The following is a 21,465-nucleotide window of genomic DNA, read 5'->3' as shown; positions in this document are numbered from 1 at the left end:
TCTGCTTCTAATTGCATTGATTCGCATCATCAAATTCTTTCATACGGAATCATCCATCCCGGTCCAAAATGTAACCGCTTTAACTATCCGATATAGACTCATTTTATGAGTTTATATAAATCTTTCATCCATGAAGCATACGTTCCCGGTCCTTCTTTTCGTCTTCGTACAAATCAAGGAGGTGTTGCGTAAAAACGGATCTTTTACACATTGGTTTCTAGTTGTCTTTTGCCGTCTTGTTCATTCAATGCCAAAAATAGGAGGAGATTTCGATGACAACGCTTCGTTTGCCGAACAACAGCGTTATGAAATGGCTGATTGTCGGTGGAATGTTTTTCGTGATGACTGCCCTTATGCTTCTGATCGCCGACCGCGCTTCCGCACACGGCTACATCGAATCGCCGGGCAGCCGTGGTTATCTATGCAAAACAGGCGCCAATACCAACTGCGGGGCGATCCAGTATGAGCCTCAAAGCCTTGAAGCCAAAAAAGGATTTCCGGCAGCGGGACCTGAAGACGGCAAAATCGCCAGCGCAAACGGCGCATTTCCGGAATTGGACCAGCAATCCGCCACACGTTGGACGAAAGTCAGCATGACTCCCGGCACGAACACCTTTACTTGGCATTTGTCGGCCGCACATGCCACGACAAGCTGGAAATACTACATTACCAAACAAAACTGGAATCCAAACGCCCCGCTGACGCGCGATTCCTTTGATCTGACACCGTTCTGCTCCGTTGGGTACGGCGGAAAACAACCTCCGGGCACCTATTCGGATACATGCACGGTACCGAACAGAACCGGTTATCAAGTCATTCTCGCGGTATGGGAAATCGCAGACACGGCCAATGCTTTCTACAATGTCATTGACGCAGACTTTGGCGGCGGCGGCAATCCTGCCGACACAACGCCTCCAAGCGCGCCTTCCAACCTCGCGGTTTCCAACATTTCCAGCTCGGGCGCCACGCTTACCTGGGGAGCTTCCACGGATAACGTCGGCGTAACGGGCTACAAAGTATACAACGGTTCTGCGCTGGTAACGACAACAAGCCAAACTAGCTATAACGTCACAGGACTTGCCGCCAACACGTCCTATACGTTTACGGTTAAAGCCGTTGACGCCGCAGGCAACACTTCCGCAGCCAGCAATCCGGTTACGTTCACGACGGCCTCCAATCCTCCGGCCGACAATCAAGCCCCAACCGCTCCGACGGGCTTGAAGGTGAACGGAACGCCGACCTCCTCTTCGGTTTCTTTGTCCTGGAATGCGGCCACAGATAATGTCGGCGTAACCGGATATCGTATTTATAAAGGAACGGCACTTGCAGGAACCGTCTCCGGAACGACGCTGAGCTACACCGTTACCGGCTTGGCTGCAAACACCCCATATACATTCACCGTAAGGGCGATTGATGCCGCCGGCAACGAATCTGCCGACAGCAACGCCGTAACGGCGACCACAGCCCCAGCTTCGTCAGCAGCTCCATGGGCGCCTAACGTCGCTTACACGCCGGGCACCCTTGTCAGCTATGGCGGCCAAACGTATGAATGCCGCCAAGCGCATACATCGATCGTTGGGTGGGAGCCGCCGAACGTGCCTGCGCTTTGGTTGTTGAAATAATCGTCTCTTGATCTATTAAGCATTCAGTTTTACGTTTGTCCTCTTCTTTATTGTAATAGATATGCAGACAGCTAGATTCGTATGACAGCATTTGACCGCCGGAAGGCAGCTGATGTTGCTGCCTGATAAACTTCGCAAAAATGCCGCACCCTCTCAGCAATCGGATGAGGGCTGCGGCTTTTATAGCTTCACGGGCAAAAACCATTCGTTTTGGTCATGATGCAAGCGTTTTTAATACGGCATTAGAGTTATTCTTGTTGAGCTTTTCAGATGACGTTTGAAATGATAGCTTGCACATCCGACGAGTTCGATCATTCGGTTTGACGGACTTCGATTCCTTCCTTTCGAACCGAATCGGCATAAGGTACAATGGTGACATGCAAGGTTATTGGGATATTTTTCTTGAAAGCATCCATTCCCGTTCCTTGCTTAATTTTCCGGTCTTATGCCTGGGTCTGGCGTGCCCGGAATTCAAACTTGTTTCAGTATTCAAAACCACGTTGAAGGAGGACTTTCGTATGGAAGCGTTTACGAGCGATTTGCTACAAGGCAAGGTTGTTTTGATTACGGGAGGCGGAACCGGGCTTGGCAAGGCGATGGGCGAAAAATTCGCGAAGCTGGGCGCAAAGCTGGTCATCGCCGGGCGCCGGGAAGAAGTGCTAAAGCAAACGGCGGACGAATTCGCCTCGCTCGGCTACGAGGTGATGTACAAATCTTGCGACGTACGGGATCCCGCGGAAATCAGCGCTTTGATCGATGCCGTTGAGGAGCATTACGGCGGGCTGGACGTCCTCGTCAACAACGCTGCGGGCAACTTCATCAGTCCGACCGAACGCCTCTCCCCCCGTGCCGTCGACGCGGTGCTCAACATCGTGCTGCACGGCACCTTTTACGCGACGCTTGAAGTCGGCAAACGCTGGATTGAGCGCAAACGTCCTGGCGCCATGCTAAACATTGTGACGACATACGCCTCCAGCGGCTCCGGTTACGTCGTCCCGTCCGCAGCCGCCAAAGCCGGCGTGTTGGCCCTCACACGTTCGCTTGCGGTCGAATGGGCCAAATACGGCATCCGTCAGGTTGCCATCGCCCCGGGTCCTTTTCCGACCGATGGAGCGTGGTCTCGGCTCTCTCCAACGCCCGAACTTGAAGCGAAAATGTTGGACCGGGTTCCGCTCGGCCGGGTCGGGGAAGCGGAAGAGCTTGCGAATTTGGCCGCTTTCCTCATTTCCGATTACGCAGCCTACATCAACGGCGAAGTGATTACGATCGATGGCGGCGAATGGCTTCAAGGAGCGGGACAATTCAACGATCTCCGTCACGTCACGGAGGAGCAGTGGGACGTCCTTGCCCAATTGACCAGAAAAGGAAAATAAGATGGGAATGCACAAGGAAATGATCGACATCACCTTATCCGTTGCTCAAAAGGATGAGCCGATATTTACATACCGCAGCGGAAGTTGCGAAGAGGCATGAAACGCCTTGTTTGCGATGCGCCGTTTGTTCCGAAACAGCGCGCTTTTCGTCGAGGACATTTCGGGTTTACATATCTGCGTCAAGATGATCAGCGTGTCACGGCCTATTTGGAGCATGTTCGTTCACTTCCGACGGATGCCGTCGATATTTATTAGTTCATGGCATTACTTATATTATTTTGTCGTTATTCACCTTATTAATGTTTAGTGCCATTAACTAATATTCGACAGTTTTCAAGCCCAGTTTCCCGAAAGATTTCAAAGAAACTGGGCTTGATCTTTGGTTGCTTATTTGTCCAAATATGGACGTAGAAGGTAAAAATTCACGCCATAAATTGCTTTAATATTTCCTGCAGCTTTAAGGCCAAACCAAGCTTGCCGTCAACCTTCAGCGAGCCGGTCATAAAAGCCATCGTCGAATTAAGGTCGTTTTCGAGCAATTTGCGGAAATTTTTCTCCGATAAAGTGAGCGTACAGTCCGCCGTTTCGGATGCGTCTTCAAGGACCTCGACACTCGCGTTGTCGAAAACGACTTGAATCGGATCAAACTCCCCGATATTAAACTGATAGACCGCATGAAGCGACTCGATTTCATCCGGTCTGGCGTTCATTCGGCCTGCGAGCTGCTTCAGTTCCTCACGAATAGACATATGTCACCTCCTTATGTGGAATGTTCCGTCGGTACGGGTTTATGCTCCATTACCCGGAAGGTTCCCGTGCCGAATGCGAGCAGATCGCCGTTTTCCTTATGCGCAAACGCCTGGGCGGTCATCAGCTTGCGCGAGCTATGAATGAGCTCCGCTGTGACCAGGACGCGGCCTTCGGACACCGGGGCTACGTAATTCATGTTCAAACCGACGGTAACAACGCTTGCTTCAGGCCTTGCCAGCATCACGACGATGCCCATTGCGGAATCGATGACCGAGGCATGCATCCCTCCATGCAAGATCCCGATCAGATTCAAATGATGCGGCAGGATGTCAAACGCAACGACAACTTTCTTATCGCTCACTTCGACGGTTTCGCAACCGATAAAATCCCAAAACGTGTTTTTTGCTGCCCGCTCCAGACGTTCCAGATCGGGAAGTTTTCCGCCGGACGCGTGCTCCATGTGCCAAACCTCCCCTTTTGTTCGGAATATGCCGAAGTTTTGGCAAACCCTAAAGGTTACCCAATGACCGTAATGTTGACCACCCTTACAAATCCACTTTGGATTGGTTGACGAGCTTTTCGTTTTCCTCATCAATGAGCTTGCGGCGAAGCACTTTGCCTACCAGCGTTTTGGGAAGCGATTCGCGGAATTCGTAAATTTTCGGAACCTTGTAGACCGCAAGCCGTTCCTTGCACCAGCTTTTAAGCTCCTGTTCGGTGACGTTTGAACCTTTGCGCAGGACGATGTAAGCCTTTACATTTTCGCCGCGGTAAGGGTCCTTTACACCGGCGACGACCGCCTCCTCCACGTCAGGATGCTCAAACAGCACTTCCTCCACTTCACGCGGGTATATGTTATACCCTCCGGCAATGATCATGTCTTTGCGCCGGTCCAAAATATAAAAGAATCCTTCTTCATCCATCCGTGCCAGATCCCCGGTGAAGAGCCAACCGTCGCGAAGCGTGCGTTCGTTCTCTTCGGGACGGTTCCAATAGCCTTTCATCACCTGGGGACCTTTGACGACAAGCTCGCCGATTTCGCCGATCGGCAGCTCTTCTCCCGTTTCGGGATGCACAATCCTCGCAAGCGTATCCGGAAACGGAATGCCGATCGATCCTTGCTTCCGTTTTTCCCAAATGTTATTGGCATGCGTTACCGGCGAAGCTTCGGTCAAGCCGTATCCTTCGATCAGCTTGCCCCCGGTAATCTTTTCAAACCGCTCCTGCACCTCAAGCGGCAGGGGCGCCGCGCCGCTGACGCAAATTTGAATAGAAGAAAGATCAAAGCTCCCGACCTCCGTATGATGGATGACGGCTATATACATGGTCGGCGCTCCCGGGAACACGGACGGTTTTTTCTTATGGATCGTCTTTAGTACGTCGTCGATTTGAAAGCGCGGAATTAAGATCAGCGTGCCGGCGATATACATCGCCTGATTGAGCAGTACAGTCAGGCCGAAGACATGGAAAAAAGGCAGCGCGGCGAGATATTTTTCGTAGGCGATTTTCGTTCGGTAACACCAAAGCTGCGCCTGGATCGTATTGGATACGAGGTTCATATGCGTGAGCATGACGCCTTTGGCAAATCCGGTCGTGCCGCCGGTGTATTGGATCAGCGCCAAATCCTCTTCGGGATCGACGGAAACTTCCACCGGCGTATCGGCTGCGTTTTTCAGAAGCGAAACGAAGGACAATACGCGCTCATTGTATTCGATCCTGGCCGCCATGCCGTCCTTTTTCGCCTTGATGGGATACAGCACGTTTTTCGGAAACGGCAGGTAGTCCTTCATCGAGGTGACGATGGTATAATCCAGCGGCCTGCGTTCCATCGCTTTATGGACGCGCTCCACCAGCGCATCCATCGTAACGATGATTTTCGCTCCCGAATCCGTCAGCTGGTGTTCGATCTCGCGCGGGACGTAAAGCGGATTGGTCATGACCACAATACCGCCGACAAGGAGTGTGCCGTAATAGGCAATCACTCCCTGCGGGCAGTTGGGCAGCATAATCGCAATCCGGTCCCCTTTGCGGACGCCCAGACTTTGCAGGGCGTTCGCAAAACGGTAAACCGATTCAAGCAGATTGGCATAACTTATTTTCTTCCCCAGAAAATCGAGAGCGATGTGCTGGGGATGGGCGGTGGCTGAATCCACCAAAAATTTGGCCAGGTTTTGCCTCGGGTAATCGTAACTGTGCGGAACCTCTTCAGGATATTGATCCAACCATGGATTATTTGTCATCCAGGTCACCCCATCTCAAGTAATTGAGGTTTTGCAAAAATTTAAGCTTCACAATACGTACGCGCCGGCGTCGATGACTTCAGCGGCAATCTCGCGTTTGATGCCGATCGTATCGATCGGCGATTTGCGGACCAGCTTTTTCAGCACGGAGAGCTGCGTGCGCAGCGTATCGCCGGATTCCATTGCCGCCAGCACCTCTTTTGCCCACTGCTCGATTTTCGCGAATTCATCATGAATGAATACGGTTGTCATTCGAATCGCAAGCCGCGCTTTGTCTTCGCCGGAACGGTCGATGATCTTTTGGGTGCGGAGCAGCGCGCTTTCCATCGCATATACGGAAATCATGATATCGGCCAGGTTGCTGAGTATCTCCTGTTGTTCTTCCAGCTTCATTTGATATTTTTGAACGGCCTGCGCGCCGCACATCAGGAAGATCTTCTTCGACATTTTCAGCAAATGGGCTTCCTGTTCGAGCGTGCCTTCAAAGATTTGATTCGGAATCGGCTCCATCAGTTCGTTTTGCAGAGCCATCGCTTTTTGCATCAAAGGCAGTTGGCCTTTCATCGCCTTTTTTACCAGCGCTCCCGGGATCAGCAGGCGGTTGATTTCGTTGGTGCCTTCGAAAATCCGGTTGATGCGCGAATCGCGATAATTCCGCTCGATCCGGTATTCCTGGGTAAAGCCGTAACCGCCGTGAATTTGGACGCCTTCATCGACGATAAAATCCAGCACCTCGGAGCCGAACACTTTGTTGATGGAGCATTCGAGCTGATATTCGGCAATGGCTTTGGCGGATTGATAACCAACCTGGGAGCTCGCGTGATCCACTTCGGCCAACCCTACGTCGAACAAACCTGCCGTGCGGTAAACCATGCTCTCAAGCACGTAAGCCTTCGTGTTCATGTCGGCAAGCTTTTTGCCGATCAGCGGGAAAGAGGAAATTTTCCGTCCGAACTGCGTCCGTTCATTGGCGTAAGCCGCGGCCAGCTCGATCGTGTCCTTCGAAGCGCCGACGCAGCCGGCAGCCAGCTTGAAACGTCCGATGTTCAGAATGTTGAACGCAATCAAATGGCCTTTGCCGACTTCCCAGAGCAAATTTTCGACGGGAACCTTTACATCCTCCAAAATGAGCTGACAGGTCGAAGACCCTTTGATCCCCATCTTTTTCTCTTCCGGACCGATACTGACGCCATCCATCGTGCGTTCGACGATAAACGTGCTGAAATCCTTGCCGTCCACTTTGGCGTAGACGATAAAAATGTCCGCGAATCCGGCGTTCGTAATAAACTGCTTCGTGCCGTTCAATACATAATATTCGCCGTCCTCCGATATGGTGGCTGTCGTCTTGGCTCCGAGTGCGTCCGATCCGGAGGAAGGCTCCGTCAAGCAATATGCGGCAATCTTTTCGCCCGTAGCAAGAAGCGGCAAATATTTTTGCTTCTGCTCTTCCGTGCCGAAATAGACGATCGGCAGCGTTCCGATGCCGACATGCGCTCCGATCGATAGGGCAAAGGCGGAGGCTTTTGTCAGCTTTTCATTGATCAAGGTCGAGCTGACCTTGTCGAGCCCAAGCCCTCCGTAATCTTCGGGCACATCCGCACCCAACAGGCCAAGCTCTCCGGCCGCCCGCATTTTTTCCACCGTCAGCTCATAATTGAGCTTTTCGATTTCTTCGTCGCGGGGTACGATTTCACCTTCGACAAAATCGGCCGTCGTCTGGGCGATCATGCGATGCTCTTCGGTAAAATCCTCCGGGGTAACGACTTGATTGAAATCGGTATCTTCAATGATAAAACTGCCGCCAACCACTTTGTTCATCGTCGTGCTCATGCGCTTTCCTCTCCTTTATCATGATTATTCGGAATGGACTTCAAAAACGCCTGCGGCTCCCATGCCGCCGCCGATACACATTGAAACGACTCCATATCCCCCACCTCTGCGGCGAAGCTCGCCGATTAGCGTCGTCGTCAGCTTCGCTCCGGTACAGCCCAGCGGATGGCCGAGCGCGATCGCGCCGCCATTGACGTTGACCTTCTCCTCGTCAATGTTCAGCTCGCGAATGATGTGTACGCATTGGGAAGCAAAAGCTTCGTTGATTTCGAACAGCTTCACGTCGTCCTGCGTAATCCCCGCCATTTGCAGTGCTTTCGGAATGGCTTTAACCGGGCCGACGCCCATAATTTCCGGCTCGACGCCGCTGAGCGCGAACGAGCGGAAGGTGGCCAGCGGTTTCAAACCAAGAGCGTCCGCCTTCTCCCGGCTCATGACGACGACGGCGGCCGCGCCGTCGCTCGTCTGGGACGCGTTCCCCGCGGTGACGGTTCCGCCAAGCTTGAACGAAGGCTTGAGTTTGCCGAGAATTTCAGGAGTCGTGTCTGGACGTACGCCTTCATCCGTATCGAACGTAAACGAACGCGACTGTACCTTTCCTTTTTCATCGACGGCTTTCAGCTCAACCTGAATCGGAACGATCTCCTCCCGGAATTTTCCTTCCGCGATCGCTTCGGCAGCCTTCGCGTGCGAACGGGCGGCAAACCGGTCCTGATCCTCGCGGGAAATGCCGAAACGTTCAGCCACCTCTTCGGCGGTATGGCCCATCCCCATGTACACTTCCGGCATGTCGGCAACCAGCTTCGGATTCGGCGACACTTTGAACCCCGTCATCGGCACGTGGCTCATGCTTTCGACGCCGCCTGCAATCAGCACCTCCGCGTGGCCGAGCATGATCCTCTCCGCCGCAAAGGCGATCGCCTGCAGCCCCGAGGAGCAGAAACGGTTGATGGTCAGCGCGGGGACCGTCACGGGGAACCCGGCATAAAGCGACATGATGCGCGCAAAATTCAGGCCCTGCTCCCCTTCCGGCATGGCGCAGCCGATAATGATGTCCTCGACGTCTTCCTTGCGCAGTCCCGGCGCGCGGTCTATGACCGCTTCCAAAACGGCCTTTCCAAGATCATCCGCCCGGGTTTGGGCCAGGCTGCCTTTTTTGGCTTTCCCGACGGCGGTACGGGCCACCGATACGATTACTGCTTCTTTCATTTGGATTTCACCCTCCCCTGGGATGTTAGTTGCGGAGCGCTTTGCCTTTGGTCAGCATGTGATGCATCCGCTGCTGGGTTTTCGGCTCGCCGCAAAGGCTGAGGAACGCTTCGCGCTCCAGGTCGAGCATGTATTGCTCGGTGACAAGCGATCCCGCCGGAACATCACCGCCCGCCAGCACATGGGCGAGCTTGTTGGCGATCAGCAGGTCATGGTCGCTGATGTATCCGCCGCGTTTCATGTCGATCGCCCCAAGCTGCAGCACCGCCTTGCCTTCGGAACCAACCACGCGGATCTTTTCTTCCGGAATCGGCTTGTAATCCGTATTCGCGAGCCCGAGAACCGACTGCTTCGCTTCATAAATGGCAAAATCCTGATTGACGACTACACGGTCGGTCGAACGCAAATAACCTAATCTTTTCGCATCATGCCCGCTGCTGGATACGGTGGCGGTGCCGACCGTCTGGAACACGTGGTTGATAAACGGCTGCAGATCGACGCCTTCAACGCTGGCATGCTGGCTGGCGCGCAGCGCTAGCTCCTTGCATCCGCCTCCCGCCGGGATCAGGCCGACGCCGACTTCAACGAGCCCGTAATAGGTTTCGGCGGAAGCGACCACCTGGTCGGCCGGCATGCAGGCTTCGACGCCGCCGCCCAAACACATCCGGTGCGGTGCGGCCACGACCGGTTTTTCGAAGCGTTTGACTTTGTACATCGTGCTTTGGAATAAATGGATAATATCGTTGATTTCATCCCATTCCTCATCCTGGGCTTCCATCAAAAGGAGCATGATGTTTGCGCCGACGCAGAAATTGCGGCCTTGGTTGGCGATGACCATGCCTTTGTAGTTTTTACGGACCTCTTCAAGGCTCTGGGTAATCATGCTGAGAATATCCTCGCCGATGGCATTGTTCGGCGAATGGAACTCAAGGCACGCCACGCCGTCCCCGATATCGATCAGGCTGGCGCCGCTGTTGCCCTTGATCACCTTGTTTTGCTCCTTCAAACTGCGCAGGTTCACGATTTCCGGGGCAAATTCAATTTCTTTAAACTGACCGGAGTTAATCTGAACGGAATACAGCTTTCCTTCTTCCTGCTTGTAAAAGGAGGCATGCCCTGCCGCGATCCAATCCTTCACCCAAGCCGGAACGGTCAGCCCTTCAGCCTCCATCCGTTCGACCGAGCGTACAAGCCCAATCGCGTCCCAGGTTTCGAACGGCCCGAGTTCCCACGAAAATCCCCATTTCATCGCCTCGTCGATTTCTTGGACGGAGTCCGCAATTTCACCGACCTTTTCCGCCGAGTACACCAACACCTGCTTCAGAATGTTCCAAGCCAGGTCGGAGTAGCGGTCTTTGGCAGCAAGCAGCGCTTTGGTCTTCTCTTTAGCGCCCTTTGCCAGCTTTGCCGCTTCAATCGAGGCGGATTTCGGCTTCGATTGCGGCGCATATTCCATCGTCGTCAGATCCAACGCGAGAATTTCGCTGCCGCCGGGGCCTTTTTTCTTTAAATAAAAGCCTTGCCCCGATTTTTCCCCGAGCCAGCCCTTTTCGACCATGCTCTTCATGATGGCGGGAACGTCAAAAATCGCTTTTTCCTTTTCATCCGATACGTTGTCGTATACGTTGTTCGCCACATGCACGAACGTATCCAACCCGACGAGATCCAGCGTCCGGAAGGTGGCGCTTTTCGGACGGCCCATGGCCGGTCCGGTGACGGCGTCGACTTCTTCCACGGTAAAGCCGTTTTCCGTCATTTCCTTCAGCGTAACGAGCAGCCCGTATGTCCCGATCCGGTTGGCAATAAAATTCGGGGTGTCCTTGGCGAGCACGACGCCTTTGCCGAGCACCTTCTCGCTAAAGCCTTTCATAAAACCCACAAGCTCCGGATCGGTGCGCTCGCCGGGGATAATTTCGAGCAGTTTCATATATCTCGGCGGGTTAAAGAAGTGCGTGCCCATAAAATGTTTTTTGAACTCGTCGCTTCGCTCCGCCGCCATCGCGTTGATCGAAATGCCGGATGTATTCGAGCTCACGATGATTCCCGGTTTCCATACGCTTTCGATTTTTTCCAACAGCCCTTTTTTCACTTCCAGGTTTTCCACGACGACCTCGATGATCCAATCGACCTGGGCAAGCTGGGAAAGGTGGTCTTCCAGGTTGCCCGGCGTGATGCGTTCCGCGAATGACGGATCATACAGGGGAGCGGGTTTCGTCTTGGCCAGCTTGGCAATCGCCGAAGCCGCAAGCCGGTTACGCACCGGCGGATGCTCCAAGGTCAATCCTTTGGCCGCCTCTTCATCGGTCAACCGCTGCGGAACGATATCCAGCAATAAGCACGGGATCCCGACGTTGGCCAATTGGGCCGCGATGCCGGAACCCATGATTCCCGAACCGATGACGGCTGCTTTTCGAATGGCTTTGTTCATTGTGCGCTTGCCTCCATTTCTAGTCCTTTATTGTGAGCGGGATGATCGCCGAATACGGAGAGTTCCAGTATTTCAGCGACGTCCTTCGCTTTCACACGGTCTTCGACTTCCTTCATTTTCGTCCCGTCTTCCATCATCGTCAGGCAGTAAGGACATGCGCTGCTGATGATGCCCGGGTTCACTTCCAGCGCCTGCTCCGTCCGCGCCAAATTGACGCGTTTGCCGGAGGTTTCCTCCATCCACATCATCCCGCCGCCGGCGCCGCAGCACATCGCGTTTTCGCGGGTGCGCTTCATTTCGGCGAGTTCGACGCCCGGGATGGCCTTCAGCACGTTGCGCGGCTGGTCATATACGTTGTTGTAGCGGCCGAGATAACAGGAGTCGTGATAGACGATGCGTTCTTTGACTTCATGTTTCGGCTTAAGCTTGCCCTCGCGGATCAGTTGATCCAGAAGCTGTGTATGGTGAAGCACCTCCACGCCTTCGAGTCCGAATTCCGGATATTCGTTTTTGAACGTATTGAAGGTGTGCGGGCAGGCGGTCACGATTTTTTGGACGCCGTATTTTTCGAATGTGGCGATGTTTTCCATGCAGAGCTGCTGAAAAAGCATTTCATTGCCCATCCGGCGCGGCGTGTCGCCCGAATTTTTTTCCTCGTTGCCGAGAATGGCGTAGTTGACGCCCGCTTCGTTCAGCAATCTGACGAAGGCTCTGGATACTTTTCGGCTGCGGAGATCGTATGAGCCCATGGAACCGACGAAAAACAAATATTCGAAACCGGGGTTATCCTTAACCGTCGGCACTTTGATGCCTTCCACTTCTCCGCTCCAATTGGCGCGGTCGTTGCGGTTCAGACCCCACGGGTTGCTTTGTCTCTCAATGTTCTGCAGGGCGCGCTGGCCCTCGGCCGGCATACTGCCCTCCATCAGCACCAAATGTCTGCGCAGATCGATGATTTTGTCCACATGCTCGTTGCCGACCGGACATTGGTCTTCGCAGTTGCGGCATGTCGTGCATGACCAGATTTCTTCTTCCGTCATGACGTCGCCGATCAGGTTCAATTCCTGCGGATCTTTGGCTTGATGGGTCCAACTCGATTTTTGCCAGGCAAGAGTCGGACGGATATCGGTAACGGCACCGCTGTCAAAATCAGGCTCTCCGCATGAAGAGGACAATGCATGCGCGCCGAGGGTCGAAAAAGCGAATTCGGGCACGTAAGGCGGCTTGCCGGTAATCGCGGTTCCTTTTTCCGTTAAGTGGTCGCGCAGCTTGACGATCAAATGCATCGGCGACAGCGCTTTGCCGGTGTTGGATGCCGGACAGACGTTGGTACAGCGCCCGCATTCCACGCAGGCGTAGAAATCGATCATCTGTTTTTGCGTAAAATCCTCGATCTTGCCGACGCCGAAGCTTTCGGCTTCTTCGTCCTCCAGATCCAGCTTGCTGAGTTTGCCTACCGGTTCGGAGCGGCCGAGATAAATGTTGACCGGGGCGGAGATCAAATGAAAATGTTTGGATTGCGGCACATAAACAAGGAATGAGAGCAGAATGAGCAGATGCGCCCACCAGCACATATAGAAAAGAACCTGCGCAGCTGCCGTGGAGAGTCCGCCGAAGAGAGCGGCCAGCAGCGATGAAATCGGCGCGAGCGCCGAGGCTTCCTGCCCAAGCCATACCCGTTCGAACCCCAGGGATAAGACGACGGACAGCATGAGGAAAAAAATGAAGAAAATGACGAGGCTGGGCTTCCAGCCCTTTTTCAGTCTGGGCAGCTTCTCGCCGTACCGTCGGTAGGCCGCATAGCCGATGGCGACCAAAATGAGGAATACGGTAGTCTCCTGCAGCAGACCGAACGCTTCGTATGCCGGCAGCGGCAGATGGCCTCCGTTCGTCAGCCCTTTGACGATCAGATCCAAGGCGCCGAACTGCAGGATGATGAAGCCGTAAAAAACGATGACGTGCATGATGCCGCTTTTCATGTCTTTGAACAGCTTTTTCTGCCCGAATACCTGCGACAGAAATTCGCCCCACTTTCCTTCGCGCTGCTTGCGGAAATCGCCCGGCTTGCCCAGTTTGACGTACAGGATCCGGTGGTATACCGCTTTGTAAAAAAGGTACATGCCGTAACCTGCCGCAGCGAGAAACAAGATCAAGTTGATCATTTGCCACATCATTCGCTGTTCCTCCCTATATTGGAATAATAGTAATTTAATTACTGGTTTCCTATAGATAGCGATTACAAAATGCGACATAAGCGAGTTTCGCGTCGAATGTTTGGTTCTTCATCCTCTTCGCGAAACGTTTCCAAGAAATCTTGTCTGAGTCATTGACAATTGGCATCGTTTACCATAAGATTAAGAAAAAAATGAATGAGCATTCATTCAGTTAATTGAATTCTATCACTGGGGTGGCCTGATGACAAGTAGAAAATTGGAAAAATATGAGTTAATTTTGGATGCAGCGTTAAAGGTCATTGCGGAGAACGGTTTTCACGGCTCCCAAATTTCCAAAATCGCAAAGGAGGCTGGTGTCGCGGACGGTACGATATATCTATATTTTAAAAACAAGGAAGATATCCTTATTTCGCTCTTTCAGGAACGCCTCGGCAACCTGGTCGGGATGTTCCACAGCAGCATCAAGGAATCGTCCACGGCGGAAGACGCGCTCCGCAAAGTATGCGAAATCCATTTTACCGAGCTCGAGAACAACGTAAACCTCGCCTACGTCACCCAAATCGAACTGAGGCAAAGCTCGTTGGAGCTGCGCAAAGCGATCGGGCTTGTCGTTAAGCCCTATATTCAGCTGATCGAGCATATTGTGGAAAGAGGCAAGACGGAAGGTTCCTTCCGCAAGGAGCTCGACGCGAAATTGACCCGGCTGCTTATTTTCGGCGCCATGGATGAGGTGGTCACCTCCTGGCTGATATCCGGACGCAAATATTCGCTTTCCGCCCAGGTCGATAAGACGGTCGAGTTTTTTCTGAAGGGACTCAAATGAGGGTTTTGCAAAAATCCAAAAAGCGGCTTCCAATCAGCAATCTATAGAGCGAAACGGGTTAATTCGTCTATATATTGTAGCCTGAAGCGGCAGGAATCGAATTTTGCAAAATCCTGAAATAATTCCCGCGGGCGAACAAACGCCCGCCAAACCAAAATGAGAGGAGTTTGCCGCATGAATATCTTTGTACTGCTGAAACAGACCTTTGATACGGAAGAACGTATCGTGATTCAAAATGGGGAAATTTCCGACGACGGCGTGAAATACGTCATGAATCCGTACGATGAGTACGCCGTTGAGGAAGCGCTGCTGCAACGGGATCGGCATGGCGGAACGGTAACCGTCCTGAGCGTCGGGCCGGAACGAACGGCCGAAGCGCTGCGGACCGCGCTCGCGATGGGAGCGGACGAAGCGGTGCTGATTCAAAACGACGGTTTGGAGACGGATGAATATACGGTTTCCCGCCTCCTAGCGGCTTACCTGGAAAAGCAGTCTTACGATCTGATTCTCGGAGGCAACTTCTCGGTGGACAGCGGCGGCGGACAGGTTGCGGTTCGACTGGCGCGGCTGCTCGATCTTCCGCATACGTCCTCCATCACCAAACTGGCCATCGACGGCCAAAAGGCTGCCGTGGAACGCGACGCCGAAGGCGACACGGAATCGCTGGAGGTCGCCCTTCCCGCCGTCTTTACCGCCCAGCAAGGGCTTAATGAACCTCGCTACCCTTCCCTGCCGGGCATCATGAAGGCGAAAAAGAAACCTTTCCATCAGGTAACGCCGGCCGAGCTTGGCCTCGAAAACGCCGACGTTGCGTCAAAAACGCAGCGCGTTTCCCTTTCCCTGCCGCCAAAGCGCGAGGCCGGACGCATTCTTCAAGGGGACTACGCCCAGCAGGCCGCCGAGCTGGTCAACCTGCTGCGGAACGAAGCCAAGCTGGTCTAATGATGATGCACCAATCCATAAAGCGACTTGCAGTTCAAGGGTCTTAACTGTTAAAGGAGGAATCTTGAGATGGGTAAAACGTATGTCGTGGTAGCCGAGGTTCGCGGAGGCAGTCTGCGCCAAGTTTCGCTGGAAGCGCTTCAAGCGGTGGCGGCCGCCAAACAGGATGGCGACGTCGCGGCAGCGGTCCTCATCGGATCGCAAATTACGCCGCTCGCATCGGAGCTGGCAAATTATGTGGATGGGCAGGTCTTTTCCGTCGACCATCCCGACCTTGAAATTTATAATCCGGAAAGCTATCTGAACGTGATGAAAACGGTCTTTGAACGCGTAGCGCCGGATGCGATCGTGCTGGGTCACACCGCACTGGGACGCGATTTGGGACCTGCGATCGCGGCGCATCTCGGCGCCGGGCAAATATCGGACGTGACGGCCATCGAAAAAAACGGCGATGATATCCTGTTTACCCGTCCGATTTACGCATGCAAAGCTTTCGAGCAAAGGCAATTTACGGGCGGCCCGCAGGTCGTCACCATCCGTCCGAACAACTTTGCCCCGGTCGAAGCGGCATCAACCCCCGGCGAAATCGTCGAATTGGATTATACGCCTTCAGGCTCCCTCCGTTCGATCGTCAAAGACATCGTTCGCAAAACGTCGGGTAAAGTCGACCTGACCGAAGCCAAAATCGTCGTCTCCGGCGGCCGCGGCGTCAAAAGCGCGGAAGGCTTCAAACCGCTTGAGGAGCTGGCCGAGGTGCTAAACGGCGCCGTGGGTGCTTCCCGCGCCGCCTGCGACGCCGGTTATTGCGACTATTCGATGCAGATCGGCCAGACCGGCAAAGTGGTGACGCCCGAAATCTACATCGCCTGCGGCATCAGCGGCGCGATTCAGCATTTGGCCGGAATGAGCCAATCCCGGATCATCATCGCGATCAATAAAGATCCGGAAGCGCCGATCTTCAAAATCGCGGATTACGGCATCGTCGGCGATCTGTTCGAGGTCGTTCCGCTGCTTACCCAGGAGTTCCGCAAAGCGCTGGTATAATTCGAATAATTGCCAAAAAGCATGGAAGTAAGTTCGCCTTTAAGGCGGCTTATTCCCATGCTTTTTTAATGCCTGACATGCCCTCATGTCGGCAACAATTGCCGCCGACCTTTCGTCAATGATTTTAAAAGCAGCCATAAAGCGAGGTGAGTAAACATGAAAAATACGTCTCTGCTTCTTTTTTCAATCGTGATCGCTTCCGCCGTACTGACAAGCTGTTATAAGATCCCAAAAGTTGAAACCCATTCCGGTAACGCGTCGCCGCCCAAACAAGAAGCGCCTTCTTCCCACGGGATTGCCGCCGGCCGTTTGGAAGGAACGGTCAAAGTCGAAAAGCAAGGATCGAACGTTAAAGTCACCTACACCTTCAAAAACCAAACGGAACATCCTATTGAAGTGGTAGGCGGCGCAAAATACACATTGCAGAAAGGCAATGCCGTTTTGGAAAAAGGCTCCGTTCCGATCAAGGACTACATCGATCTGGCTCAAGGAGAAGCTTACACGGACACAAAGACGTTCAAAAACGTAAAACCCGGAACGTATGCGATCCGGGTGGAATGGGGCGACGCCGTCGCCGCTGCGACGTTTACCTTGTAATGACGACAACGCCGCCTCCCCCAAAACAAAAACAACCGGGCTGCCGTTCCTGGCAACGCCGGTTGTTTTTATTACGCCTCTTGATAAGCAAACACGAACTTCTCGATGACCTTCGCCACGCCGTCGTTCATGTTGGAGTCCGTCACGTAATCGGCGGCTTCCTTGATCTCTTCCCGGGCATTGCCCATGGCAACCCCAAGGCCGGCAAAACGGATCATCGGCAGATCATTGGAGCTGTCGCCCATCGCGATCACTTCCTCCTGCTTGATGCCAAGGTGGCCGATCAATTGGTGAAGGCTTGTCCCCTTGTCCACTCCCGCTTCGGTGAATTCCAGGAAAAACGGCTTCGAACGCATGACGCTAAGCTCCCCGGCCAATTCCGCCTGCAGCTTTTTCTCTGCCTCCGCCACTTTTTCCGGCGCTCCAACCATCAACGTTTTGACGACCGGCTCCCGAACCGTTTCTACGAAGCTTTCCACCTCTTGAATGCTCATGCCCGTCAGGCCGGATTCGATCTCCGTATATTCGTTGCTGTTTTCCGTAATGATCCGGTCCGGGGAATACGTTAGAATGGACAAGCCTTCTTCCTGGCTGATCCGGTACAGTCGATGCACGGTGTCGACGGATAACGTGCTGCTGAAAATCTCTTCTCCTGTTCGGCAGTCCGTAATTTTCGCGCCGTTAAACGATAAAATGAAGCTTCCGTATTTCTCCAGCTCAAGCTCCTTCGCGATCGGCTTCATCCCGAACGTGGGGCGCCCGGAGGCCAGGACGACCTTCACCCCTTCTTTCTGGGCGGTCATCAGCGCCTCTTTCGTTCGGGGCGAGATGGTCAGATCATCGCGAAGCAGCGTATCGTCCAGATCCAAAACGATCATTTTGTATTTCATGATGGCAACATCCTTTTTATATGTGATAGATCAATCTGATGATAAAACCATTCCTATACTATAACACGATTCAATCGTCAGGATAAGACGGCTCGTTCCGAATTAACCGGGACGGATCGAACCACGGATTATAAATTTGAACATTTTATGAACATATATCAAGCTTGTCCTTAAAAACTATTTTTTAGGGGTTGCGGAATTTTCGAAAGTTGCTTACAATTCAACTATGCTTCATTTGTTTTATATCAAAAATCACGAACACAAGATATTGCACTGAGCCAAGTTCATATTTGTGTTGACATTAGGAGGAAGAAACAATGAACGTATTAGTCGTTAAAGCAAACAACCGTCCGGCATCCGATGCCGTTTCCACTAAAATGTACGAAGCATTCATGGAAGCCGTGAAAGGCACCGAAAACCTGAATGTGACTACGTACGACGTATATGAAGAAGACACGCCATACTTTGGACAAGACTTGTTTAATGCCTTCGGCAAAATGCAAAACGGCGGCGACTTGACGGATGTTGAAAAACGCATCGTAGCCGCAAAACAAAAAGCGATGGACGCCCTGACGGCGGCTGACGTCGTGGTCTTCGCCTTCCCGTTGTGGAATTTGACGATCCCTGCCAAATTGCAAACGTTCATCGATTACGTATACGCTGCAGGATTTGCATTCAAATATGACGCAGAAGGCAACATGGTTTCGTTGATGCCGGACAAAAAAGCGATCTTCCTGAACGCGCGCGGCGGATTCTATTCCAGCCCTGAAACGGCGCCTATGGAAATGGCCGTCAACTACATGCGCAACGTCTTCGGCGGCGTATTCGGCATGGAAATCATCGGCGAAGTGGTCATTGAAGGCCATAACGCGATGCCGCATAAAAAAGACGAGTTTATCGAAGCCGGCCTGAACAAAGTAAGAGAAGTAGCGAAACAACTGACGCTTCAACACGCTTAATCCGACACATTTCGAAAAAACGTCTATCGACGTGCTTTCATAGAAGACAGGCAGTGGTTAGGGGCAGTTTTTCTTGCGATAAAAAGCAAGCCGATGCTCTGAAACTTATACTTTCTTATATTGTCAGAAGAAACACCTTTTCGGTTTGCCATCGCGGCAGCCCGTAAAGGTGTTTTTTTACTATCATACATAGGCATTTATATATAATTCCTTTCTCTTTCATGGACAACATTCCGATCGAAGAAGTGGTTTTTCAGTTAAAAGCTTATCAAAAGGAACGGGAACAGCGGCTGACAAAAATGAAACGGATCCTGCTTGAACGCTGGGAAAGCATTCGCGAGCGGAACCTCATGAAATCGCGTATTTTAAAACGGTTGCAAACCAGGTACCCACATCGGCCATCGTTGTGTTATAATGGACCGGTGCGTTTCAATCGCGCACAAACAGAAGAAAATCCGGCTGCGGTTATGCACCGCCCGGGAGAGGTTCGCGAACTCCCTCTATAAAAAACTAAGGTCGCCCGTCGGGTTTATTTCCGTCTGGGCTTGTTTTTTACGGTCAGTTCAAGAACCCTCTCTCTTCGAAGGTAGAAGCGTTTATTTGCGCTTGTACGACAAATTTTGAAGATGGAGAGGTTTTTTTATGCTCAAAAACGAAAAAGCGGTCGTCGTATTCAGCGGCGGCCAAGACAGCACCACCTGCCTGTTTTGGGCCAAACGGCAATTTGCGGAGGTCGAGACGGTGACATTCGACTACGGCCAGCGCCACCGCCTTGAGATCGAATGCGCGCAAGGGATCGCCAATGAACTCGGCGTCAAAAACACCGTTCTGGATATGAGTCTGCTCAATCAGCTCGCCCCTAACGCGCTGACAAGAAGCGATATCGAAATCACGCAGGAGGACGGTGAACTGCCGAGCACCTTCGTCGAAGGACGAAATCATCTGTTCCTCAGCTTTGCGGCCGTGCTGGCCAAGGTGTCCGGCGCCAGACATCTGGTGACCGGCGTTTGCGAGACGGATTTCAGCGGTTATCCGGACTGCCGGGACTCCTTTGTTAAATCCCTCAACGTCACTTTGAACCTGGCGATGGATTACAACTTCGTGATCCATACGCCGCTGATGTGGCTGGATAAAGCCGAAACCTGGGCCATGGCGGATGGCCTCGGCGCATTCGATTTTGTTCGCGAGCGGACGCTGACCTGCTACAACGGCGTCATCGGCGACGGTTGCGGCGAATGTCCTTCCTGCCAGCTGCGGCGCAAAGGCCTGGAACAATACCTGGAGCGCCGGACGCAGGAGGCATCCCGATGATGGGCCGAACGCCAGGCGAATTCCGGATCGTCGAGAAACTGCAGCAGTTGGGAACGGACATTCAGCCAAGCGAATTGAAATACCGCCATTACCGTGTCATGGTCAGCAAAGAATTTACTTTTGACGCCGCCCATCACCTGCACGCTTACGAAGGGAAATGCAAAAACCTGCATGGCCATACCTATAAAGCGGTGTTCGGGATCAGCGCATACCCGAACGAGATCGGAATCGCTGCCGATTTCGGGCTGATCAAAGAAATATGGAAGCAGCGGATCGAACCTTATCTCGACCATCGTTATCTCAATGAAACGCTGCCTCCGATGAACACGACCGCGGAAAACATGGCGATTTGGCTGTACGAACAAATGGAATCAGCGTTGACAGAAAAACCTTATACCGATCTGATCGAGCAAGGCCGCACCGAATTCGTCCGTTTATATGAAACGCCGACCAGCTACGCCGAATTTCGGAGAGAGTGGGTGGAAGCATGAGCGAAACGCGCAGCACCGTGAAGTCCCCCTCCCCCATTCCCGTATTGGAGATATTCGGTCCAACGGTCCAAGGGGAAGGGATGGTCATCGGCCAAAAAACGATGTTCGTCCGCACCGCCGGCTGCGACTACCGCTGCTCCTGGTGCGATTCCGCGTTTACGTGGGACGGAAGCGGCGTTAAAGATATCCGGAAGATGAACGCCGCGAAGGTATGGGACGAGTTGAAACGCATCGGAGGAAACCGTTTCTCGCATGTGACGATTTCCGGCGGCAACCCGCTCCTGCTTCCCCAGCTCTCTTCCCTCGTGGAACTGCTTCAATCCGAAGGCATCCGGATCGCCGTAGAAACCCAAGGCTCGAGATGGCAGGATTGGCTGGCGGAAATCGATGAAGTCACGATATCGCCGAAGCCGCCAAGCTCCGGAATGACGACCGATTGGGAACGGCTGGACGATATCGTGGATCGGCTCCGCAGACGTCCGGTTCATTACGCGTTCAGCTTGAAGGTCGTCATATTCGATGACCGGGACCTGGAGTACGCGGAGTCCGTGCATTTCCGTTATCCCGGCGTGCCGATGTATTTGCAGGTCGGAAACCGGGATACGTCGCGGATGGACAAGGACAGACATGCCGCCGAACTGCTTATGCAGTATGAGTCGTTGATCGACAAGGTTACGGCATCGGAAGCATTAAACGAGGTGCGCGTGCTTCCGCAGCTTCATACGCTCGTGTGGGGCAATAAACGGGGCGTTTAGGACGGAGCGAACGATCTCTTTTTTACA

General features: G+C 53.0%; 18 protein-coding genes and 1 riboswitch. Of the genes, 10 read left to right on the top strand and 8 right to left on the bottom strand.

The annotated features are described in order from the left end of the window. Positions 1–272 precede the first annotated feature (272 nt). Positions 273–1,622 carry a lytic polysaccharide monooxygenase gene (locus RJP21_RS17250; protein WP_310860374.1) on the top strand — a complete coding sequence of 450 codons (1,350 nt, stop codon included), beginning with the start codon at positions 273–275 and terminating at the stop codon, positions 1,620–1,622. A gap of 518 nt (positions 1,623–2,140) precedes the next feature. After that, positions 2,141–2,995 carry an SDR family oxidoreductase gene (locus RJP21_RS17245; protein WP_310860373.1) on the top strand — a complete coding sequence of 285 codons (855 nt, stop codon included), beginning with the start codon at positions 2,141–2,143 and terminating at the stop codon, positions 2,993–2,995. A gap of 422 nt (positions 2,996–3,417) precedes the next feature. Here the strand turns inward: RJP21_RS17245 and RJP21_RS17240 are convergent, their stop codons facing one another. The 7 genes from RJP21_RS17240 to RJP21_RS17210 form a co-directional block, all read right to left on the bottom strand. Beyond that, the gene (locus RJP21_RS17240) at positions 3,418–3,744 is read right to left on the bottom strand and encodes an SCP2 sterol-binding domain-containing protein (RefSeq protein WP_310860372.1); all 327 of its coding nucleotides are present in this window, start codon (positions 3,742–3,744) and stop codon (positions 3,418–3,420) included. Positions 3,745–3,755: 11 nt separating this feature from the next. Next, complete coding sequence (locus RJP21_RS17235; RefSeq protein WP_310860371.1) at positions 3,756–4,205, bottom strand: PaaI family thioesterase; 450 nt, start codon at positions 4,203–4,205, stop codon at positions 3,756–3,758. Positions 4,206–4,290: 85 nt separating this feature from the next. Beyond that, positions 4,291–5,985: an AMP-binding protein gene (locus RJP21_RS17230; RefSeq protein ID WP_310860370.1), complete on the bottom strand. Its 1,695-nt coding sequence runs from the start codon at positions 5,983–5,985 to the stop codon at positions 4,291–4,293. A gap of 48 nt (positions 5,986–6,033) precedes the next feature. Then, complete coding sequence (locus tag RJP21_RS17225; RefSeq protein ID WP_310860369.1) at positions 6,034–7,815, bottom strand: acyl-CoA dehydrogenase family protein; 1,782 nt, start codon at positions 7,813–7,815, stop codon at positions 6,034–6,036. A 24-nt stretch (positions 7,816–7,839) separates the two neighbouring features. Continuing rightward, positions 7,840–9,024 carry an acetyl-CoA C-acetyltransferase gene (locus tag RJP21_RS17220; RefSeq protein WP_310860368.1) on the bottom strand — a complete coding sequence of 395 codons (1,185 nt, stop codon included), beginning with the start codon at positions 9,022–9,024 and terminating at the stop codon, positions 7,840–7,842. A 25-nt stretch (positions 9,025–9,049) separates the two neighbouring features. Then, entirely contained in the window at positions 9,050–11,452 is a 2,403-nt protein-coding gene (locus RJP21_RS17215; protein WP_310860367.1) for a 3-hydroxyacyl-CoA dehydrogenase/enoyl-CoA hydratase family protein, read from the bottom strand. Continuing rightward, on the bottom strand, positions 11,449–13,626 hold the full coding sequence (locus RJP21_RS17210; RefSeq protein WP_310860366.1) for a heterodisulfide reductase-related iron-sulfur binding cluster: 2,178 nt from the start codon (positions 13,624–13,626) through the stop codon (positions 11,449–11,451). Before RJP21_RS17210 ends, RJP21_RS17215 begins: the two co-directional genes overlap by 4 nt. Before the next feature lie 241 nt (positions 13,627–13,867). Here RJP21_RS17210 and RJP21_RS17205 point away from each other — a divergent pair, with 241 nt between their 5' ends. The 4 genes from RJP21_RS17205 (at position 13,868) to RJP21_RS17190 (ending at position 17,032) form a co-directional block, all read left to right on the top strand. Then, positions 13,868–14,449: a fatty acid metabolism transcriptional regulator FadR gene (locus tag RJP21_RS17205; protein ID WP_160041977.1), complete on the top strand. Its 582-nt coding sequence runs from the start codon at positions 13,868–13,870 to the stop codon at positions 14,447–14,449. 174 nt (positions 14,450–14,623) lie between these two features. Then, positions 14,624–15,391 carry an electron transfer flavoprotein subunit beta/FixA family protein gene (locus tag RJP21_RS17200; RefSeq protein WP_310860365.1) on the top strand — a complete coding sequence of 256 codons (768 nt, stop codon included), beginning with the start codon at positions 14,624–14,626 and terminating at the stop codon, positions 15,389–15,391. A gap of 69 nt (positions 15,392–15,460) precedes the next feature. After that, positions 15,461–16,435, top strand: coding sequence for an electron transfer flavoprotein subunit alpha/FixB family protein (locus RJP21_RS17195; RefSeq protein WP_310860364.1), 975 nt, complete (start codon positions 15,461–15,463; stop codon positions 16,433–16,435). Positions 16,436–16,591: 156 nt separating this feature from the next. Beyond that, entirely contained in the window at positions 16,592–17,032 is a 441-nt protein-coding gene (locus tag RJP21_RS17190; protein ID WP_310860363.1) for a hypothetical protein, read from the top strand. 71 nt (positions 17,033–17,103) lie between these two features. On the opposite strand, the gene RJP21_RS17185 is transcribed toward RJP21_RS17190, so the two are convergent. After that, positions 17,104–17,922 carry a Cof-type HAD-IIB family hydrolase gene (locus RJP21_RS17185; protein WP_310860362.1) on the bottom strand — a complete coding sequence of 273 codons (819 nt, stop codon included), beginning with the start codon at positions 17,920–17,922 and terminating at the stop codon, positions 17,104–17,106. 317 nt (positions 17,923–18,239) lie between these two features. Here RJP21_RS17185 and RJP21_RS17180 point away from each other — a divergent pair, with 317 nt between their 5' ends. The 4 genes from RJP21_RS17180 (at position 18,240) to queE (ending at position 21,438) form a co-directional block, all read left to right on the top strand. Further along, positions 18,240–18,881 (top strand): FMN-dependent NADH-azoreductase, encoded by a 642-nt coding sequence (locus RJP21_RS17180; protein WP_310860361.1) that lies wholly within the window; start codon positions 18,240–18,242, stop codon positions 18,879–18,881. A 476-nt stretch (positions 18,882–19,357) separates the two neighbouring features. Next, positions 19,358–19,396: riboswitch (PreQ1 riboswitch) on the top strand. 127 nt (positions 19,397–19,523) lie between these two features. Beyond that, positions 19,524–20,192, top strand: a complete 669-nt coding sequence (gene queC / locus RJP21_RS17175) for a 7-cyano-7-deazaguanine synthase QueC (protein ID WP_310860360.1) — start codon at positions 19,524–19,526, stop codon at positions 20,190–20,192. Continuing rightward, the gene (queD, locus tag RJP21_RS17170; RefSeq protein WP_310860610.1) at positions 20,192–20,683 is read left to right on the top strand and encodes a 6-carboxytetrahydropterin synthase QueD; all 492 of its coding nucleotides are present in this window, start codon (positions 20,192–20,194) and stop codon (positions 20,681–20,683) included. Before queC ends, queD begins: the two co-directional genes overlap by 1 nt. Further along, positions 20,680–21,438 (top strand): 7-carboxy-7-deazaguanine synthase QueE, encoded by a 759-nt coding sequence (queE, locus tag RJP21_RS17165; protein ID WP_310860359.1) that lies wholly within the window; start codon positions 20,680–20,682, stop codon positions 21,436–21,438. The genes queD and queE overlap by 4 nt, the downstream gene beginning before the upstream one ends. Positions 21,439–21,465 lie beyond the last annotated feature (27 nt).

The organism is Paenibacillus sp. VCA1 (assembly GCF_031583795.1).
Taxonomy (GTDB): Bacteria; Bacillota; Bacilli; order Paenibacillales; family Paenibacillaceae; genus Paenibacillus_AQ; species Paenibacillus_AQ albilobatus.
The sequence above is the reverse complement of the archived record's forward strand: the minus strand, read 5'-3'. Positions and strand labels throughout refer to the sequence as shown.

Excerpts from the sequence above, each read along its gene's own strand:
- RJP21_RS17220 (WP_310860368.1), bottom strand. The coding sequence starts at position 9,024 with ATGAAAGAAGCAGTAATCGTATCGGTGGCCCGTACCGCCGTCGGGAAA.
- queD (WP_310860610.1), top strand. The coding sequence starts at position 20,192 with ATGGGCCGAACGCCAGGCGAATTCCGGATCGTCGAGAAACTGCAGCAG.
- RJP21_RS17225 (WP_310860369.1), bottom strand. The coding sequence starts at position 7,815 with ATGAGCACGACGATGAACAAAGTGGTTGGCGGCAGTTTTATCATTGAA.
- RJP21_RS17240 (WP_310860372.1), bottom strand. The coding sequence starts at position 3,744 with ATGTCTATTCGTGAGGAACTGAAGCAGCTCGCAGGCCGAATGAACGCC.
- RJP21_RS17245 (WP_310860373.1), top strand. The coding sequence starts at position 2,141 with ATGGAAGCGTTTACGAGCGATTTGCTACAAGGCAAGGTTGTTTTGATT.
- RJP21_RS17185 (WP_310860362.1), bottom strand. The coding sequence starts at position 17,922 with ATGAAATACAAAATGATCGTTTTGGATCTGGACGATACGCTGCTTCGC.
- RJP21_RS17195 (WP_310860364.1), top strand. The coding sequence starts at position 15,461 with ATGGGTAAAACGTATGTCGTGGTAGCCGAGGTTCGCGGAGGCAGTCTG.
- queC (WP_310860360.1), top strand. The coding sequence starts at position 19,524 with ATGCTCAAAAACGAAAAAGCGGTCGTCGTATTCAGCGGCGGCCAAGAC.
- RJP21_RS17250 (WP_310860374.1), top strand. The coding sequence starts at position 273 with ATGACAACGCTTCGTTTGCCGAACAACAGCGTTATGAAATGGCTGATT.
- RJP21_RS17205 (WP_160041977.1), top strand. The coding sequence starts at position 13,868 with ATGACAAGTAGAAAATTGGAAAAATATGAGTTAATTTTGGATGCAGCG.
- RJP21_RS17230 (WP_310860370.1), bottom strand. The coding sequence starts at position 5,985 with ATGACAAATAATCCATGGTTGGATCAATATCCTGAAGAGGTTCCGCAC.
- RJP21_RS17200 (WP_310860365.1), top strand. The coding sequence starts at position 14,624 with ATGAATATCTTTGTACTGCTGAAACAGACCTTTGATACGGAAGAACGT.
- queE (WP_310860359.1), top strand. The coding sequence starts at position 20,680 with ATGAGCGAAACGCGCAGCACCGTGAAGTCCCCCTCCCCCATTCCCGTA.
- RJP21_RS17180 (WP_310860361.1), top strand. The coding sequence starts at position 18,240 with ATGAACGTATTAGTCGTTAAAGCAAACAACCGTCCGGCATCCGATGCC.
- RJP21_RS17215 (WP_310860367.1), bottom strand. The coding sequence starts at position 11,452 with ATGAACAAAGCCATTCGAAAAGCAGCCGTCATCGGTTCGGGAATCATG.
- RJP21_RS17210 (WP_310860366.1), bottom strand. The coding sequence starts at position 13,626 with ATGATGTGGCAAATGATCAACTTGATCTTGTTTCTCGCTGCGGCAGGT.
- RJP21_RS17190 (WP_310860363.1), top strand. The coding sequence starts at position 16,592 with ATGAAAAATACGTCTCTGCTTCTTTTTTCAATCGTGATCGCTTCCGCC.
- RJP21_RS17235 (WP_310860371.1), bottom strand. The coding sequence starts at position 4,205 with ATGGAGCACGCGTCCGGCGGAAAACTTCCCGATCTGGAACGTCTGGAG.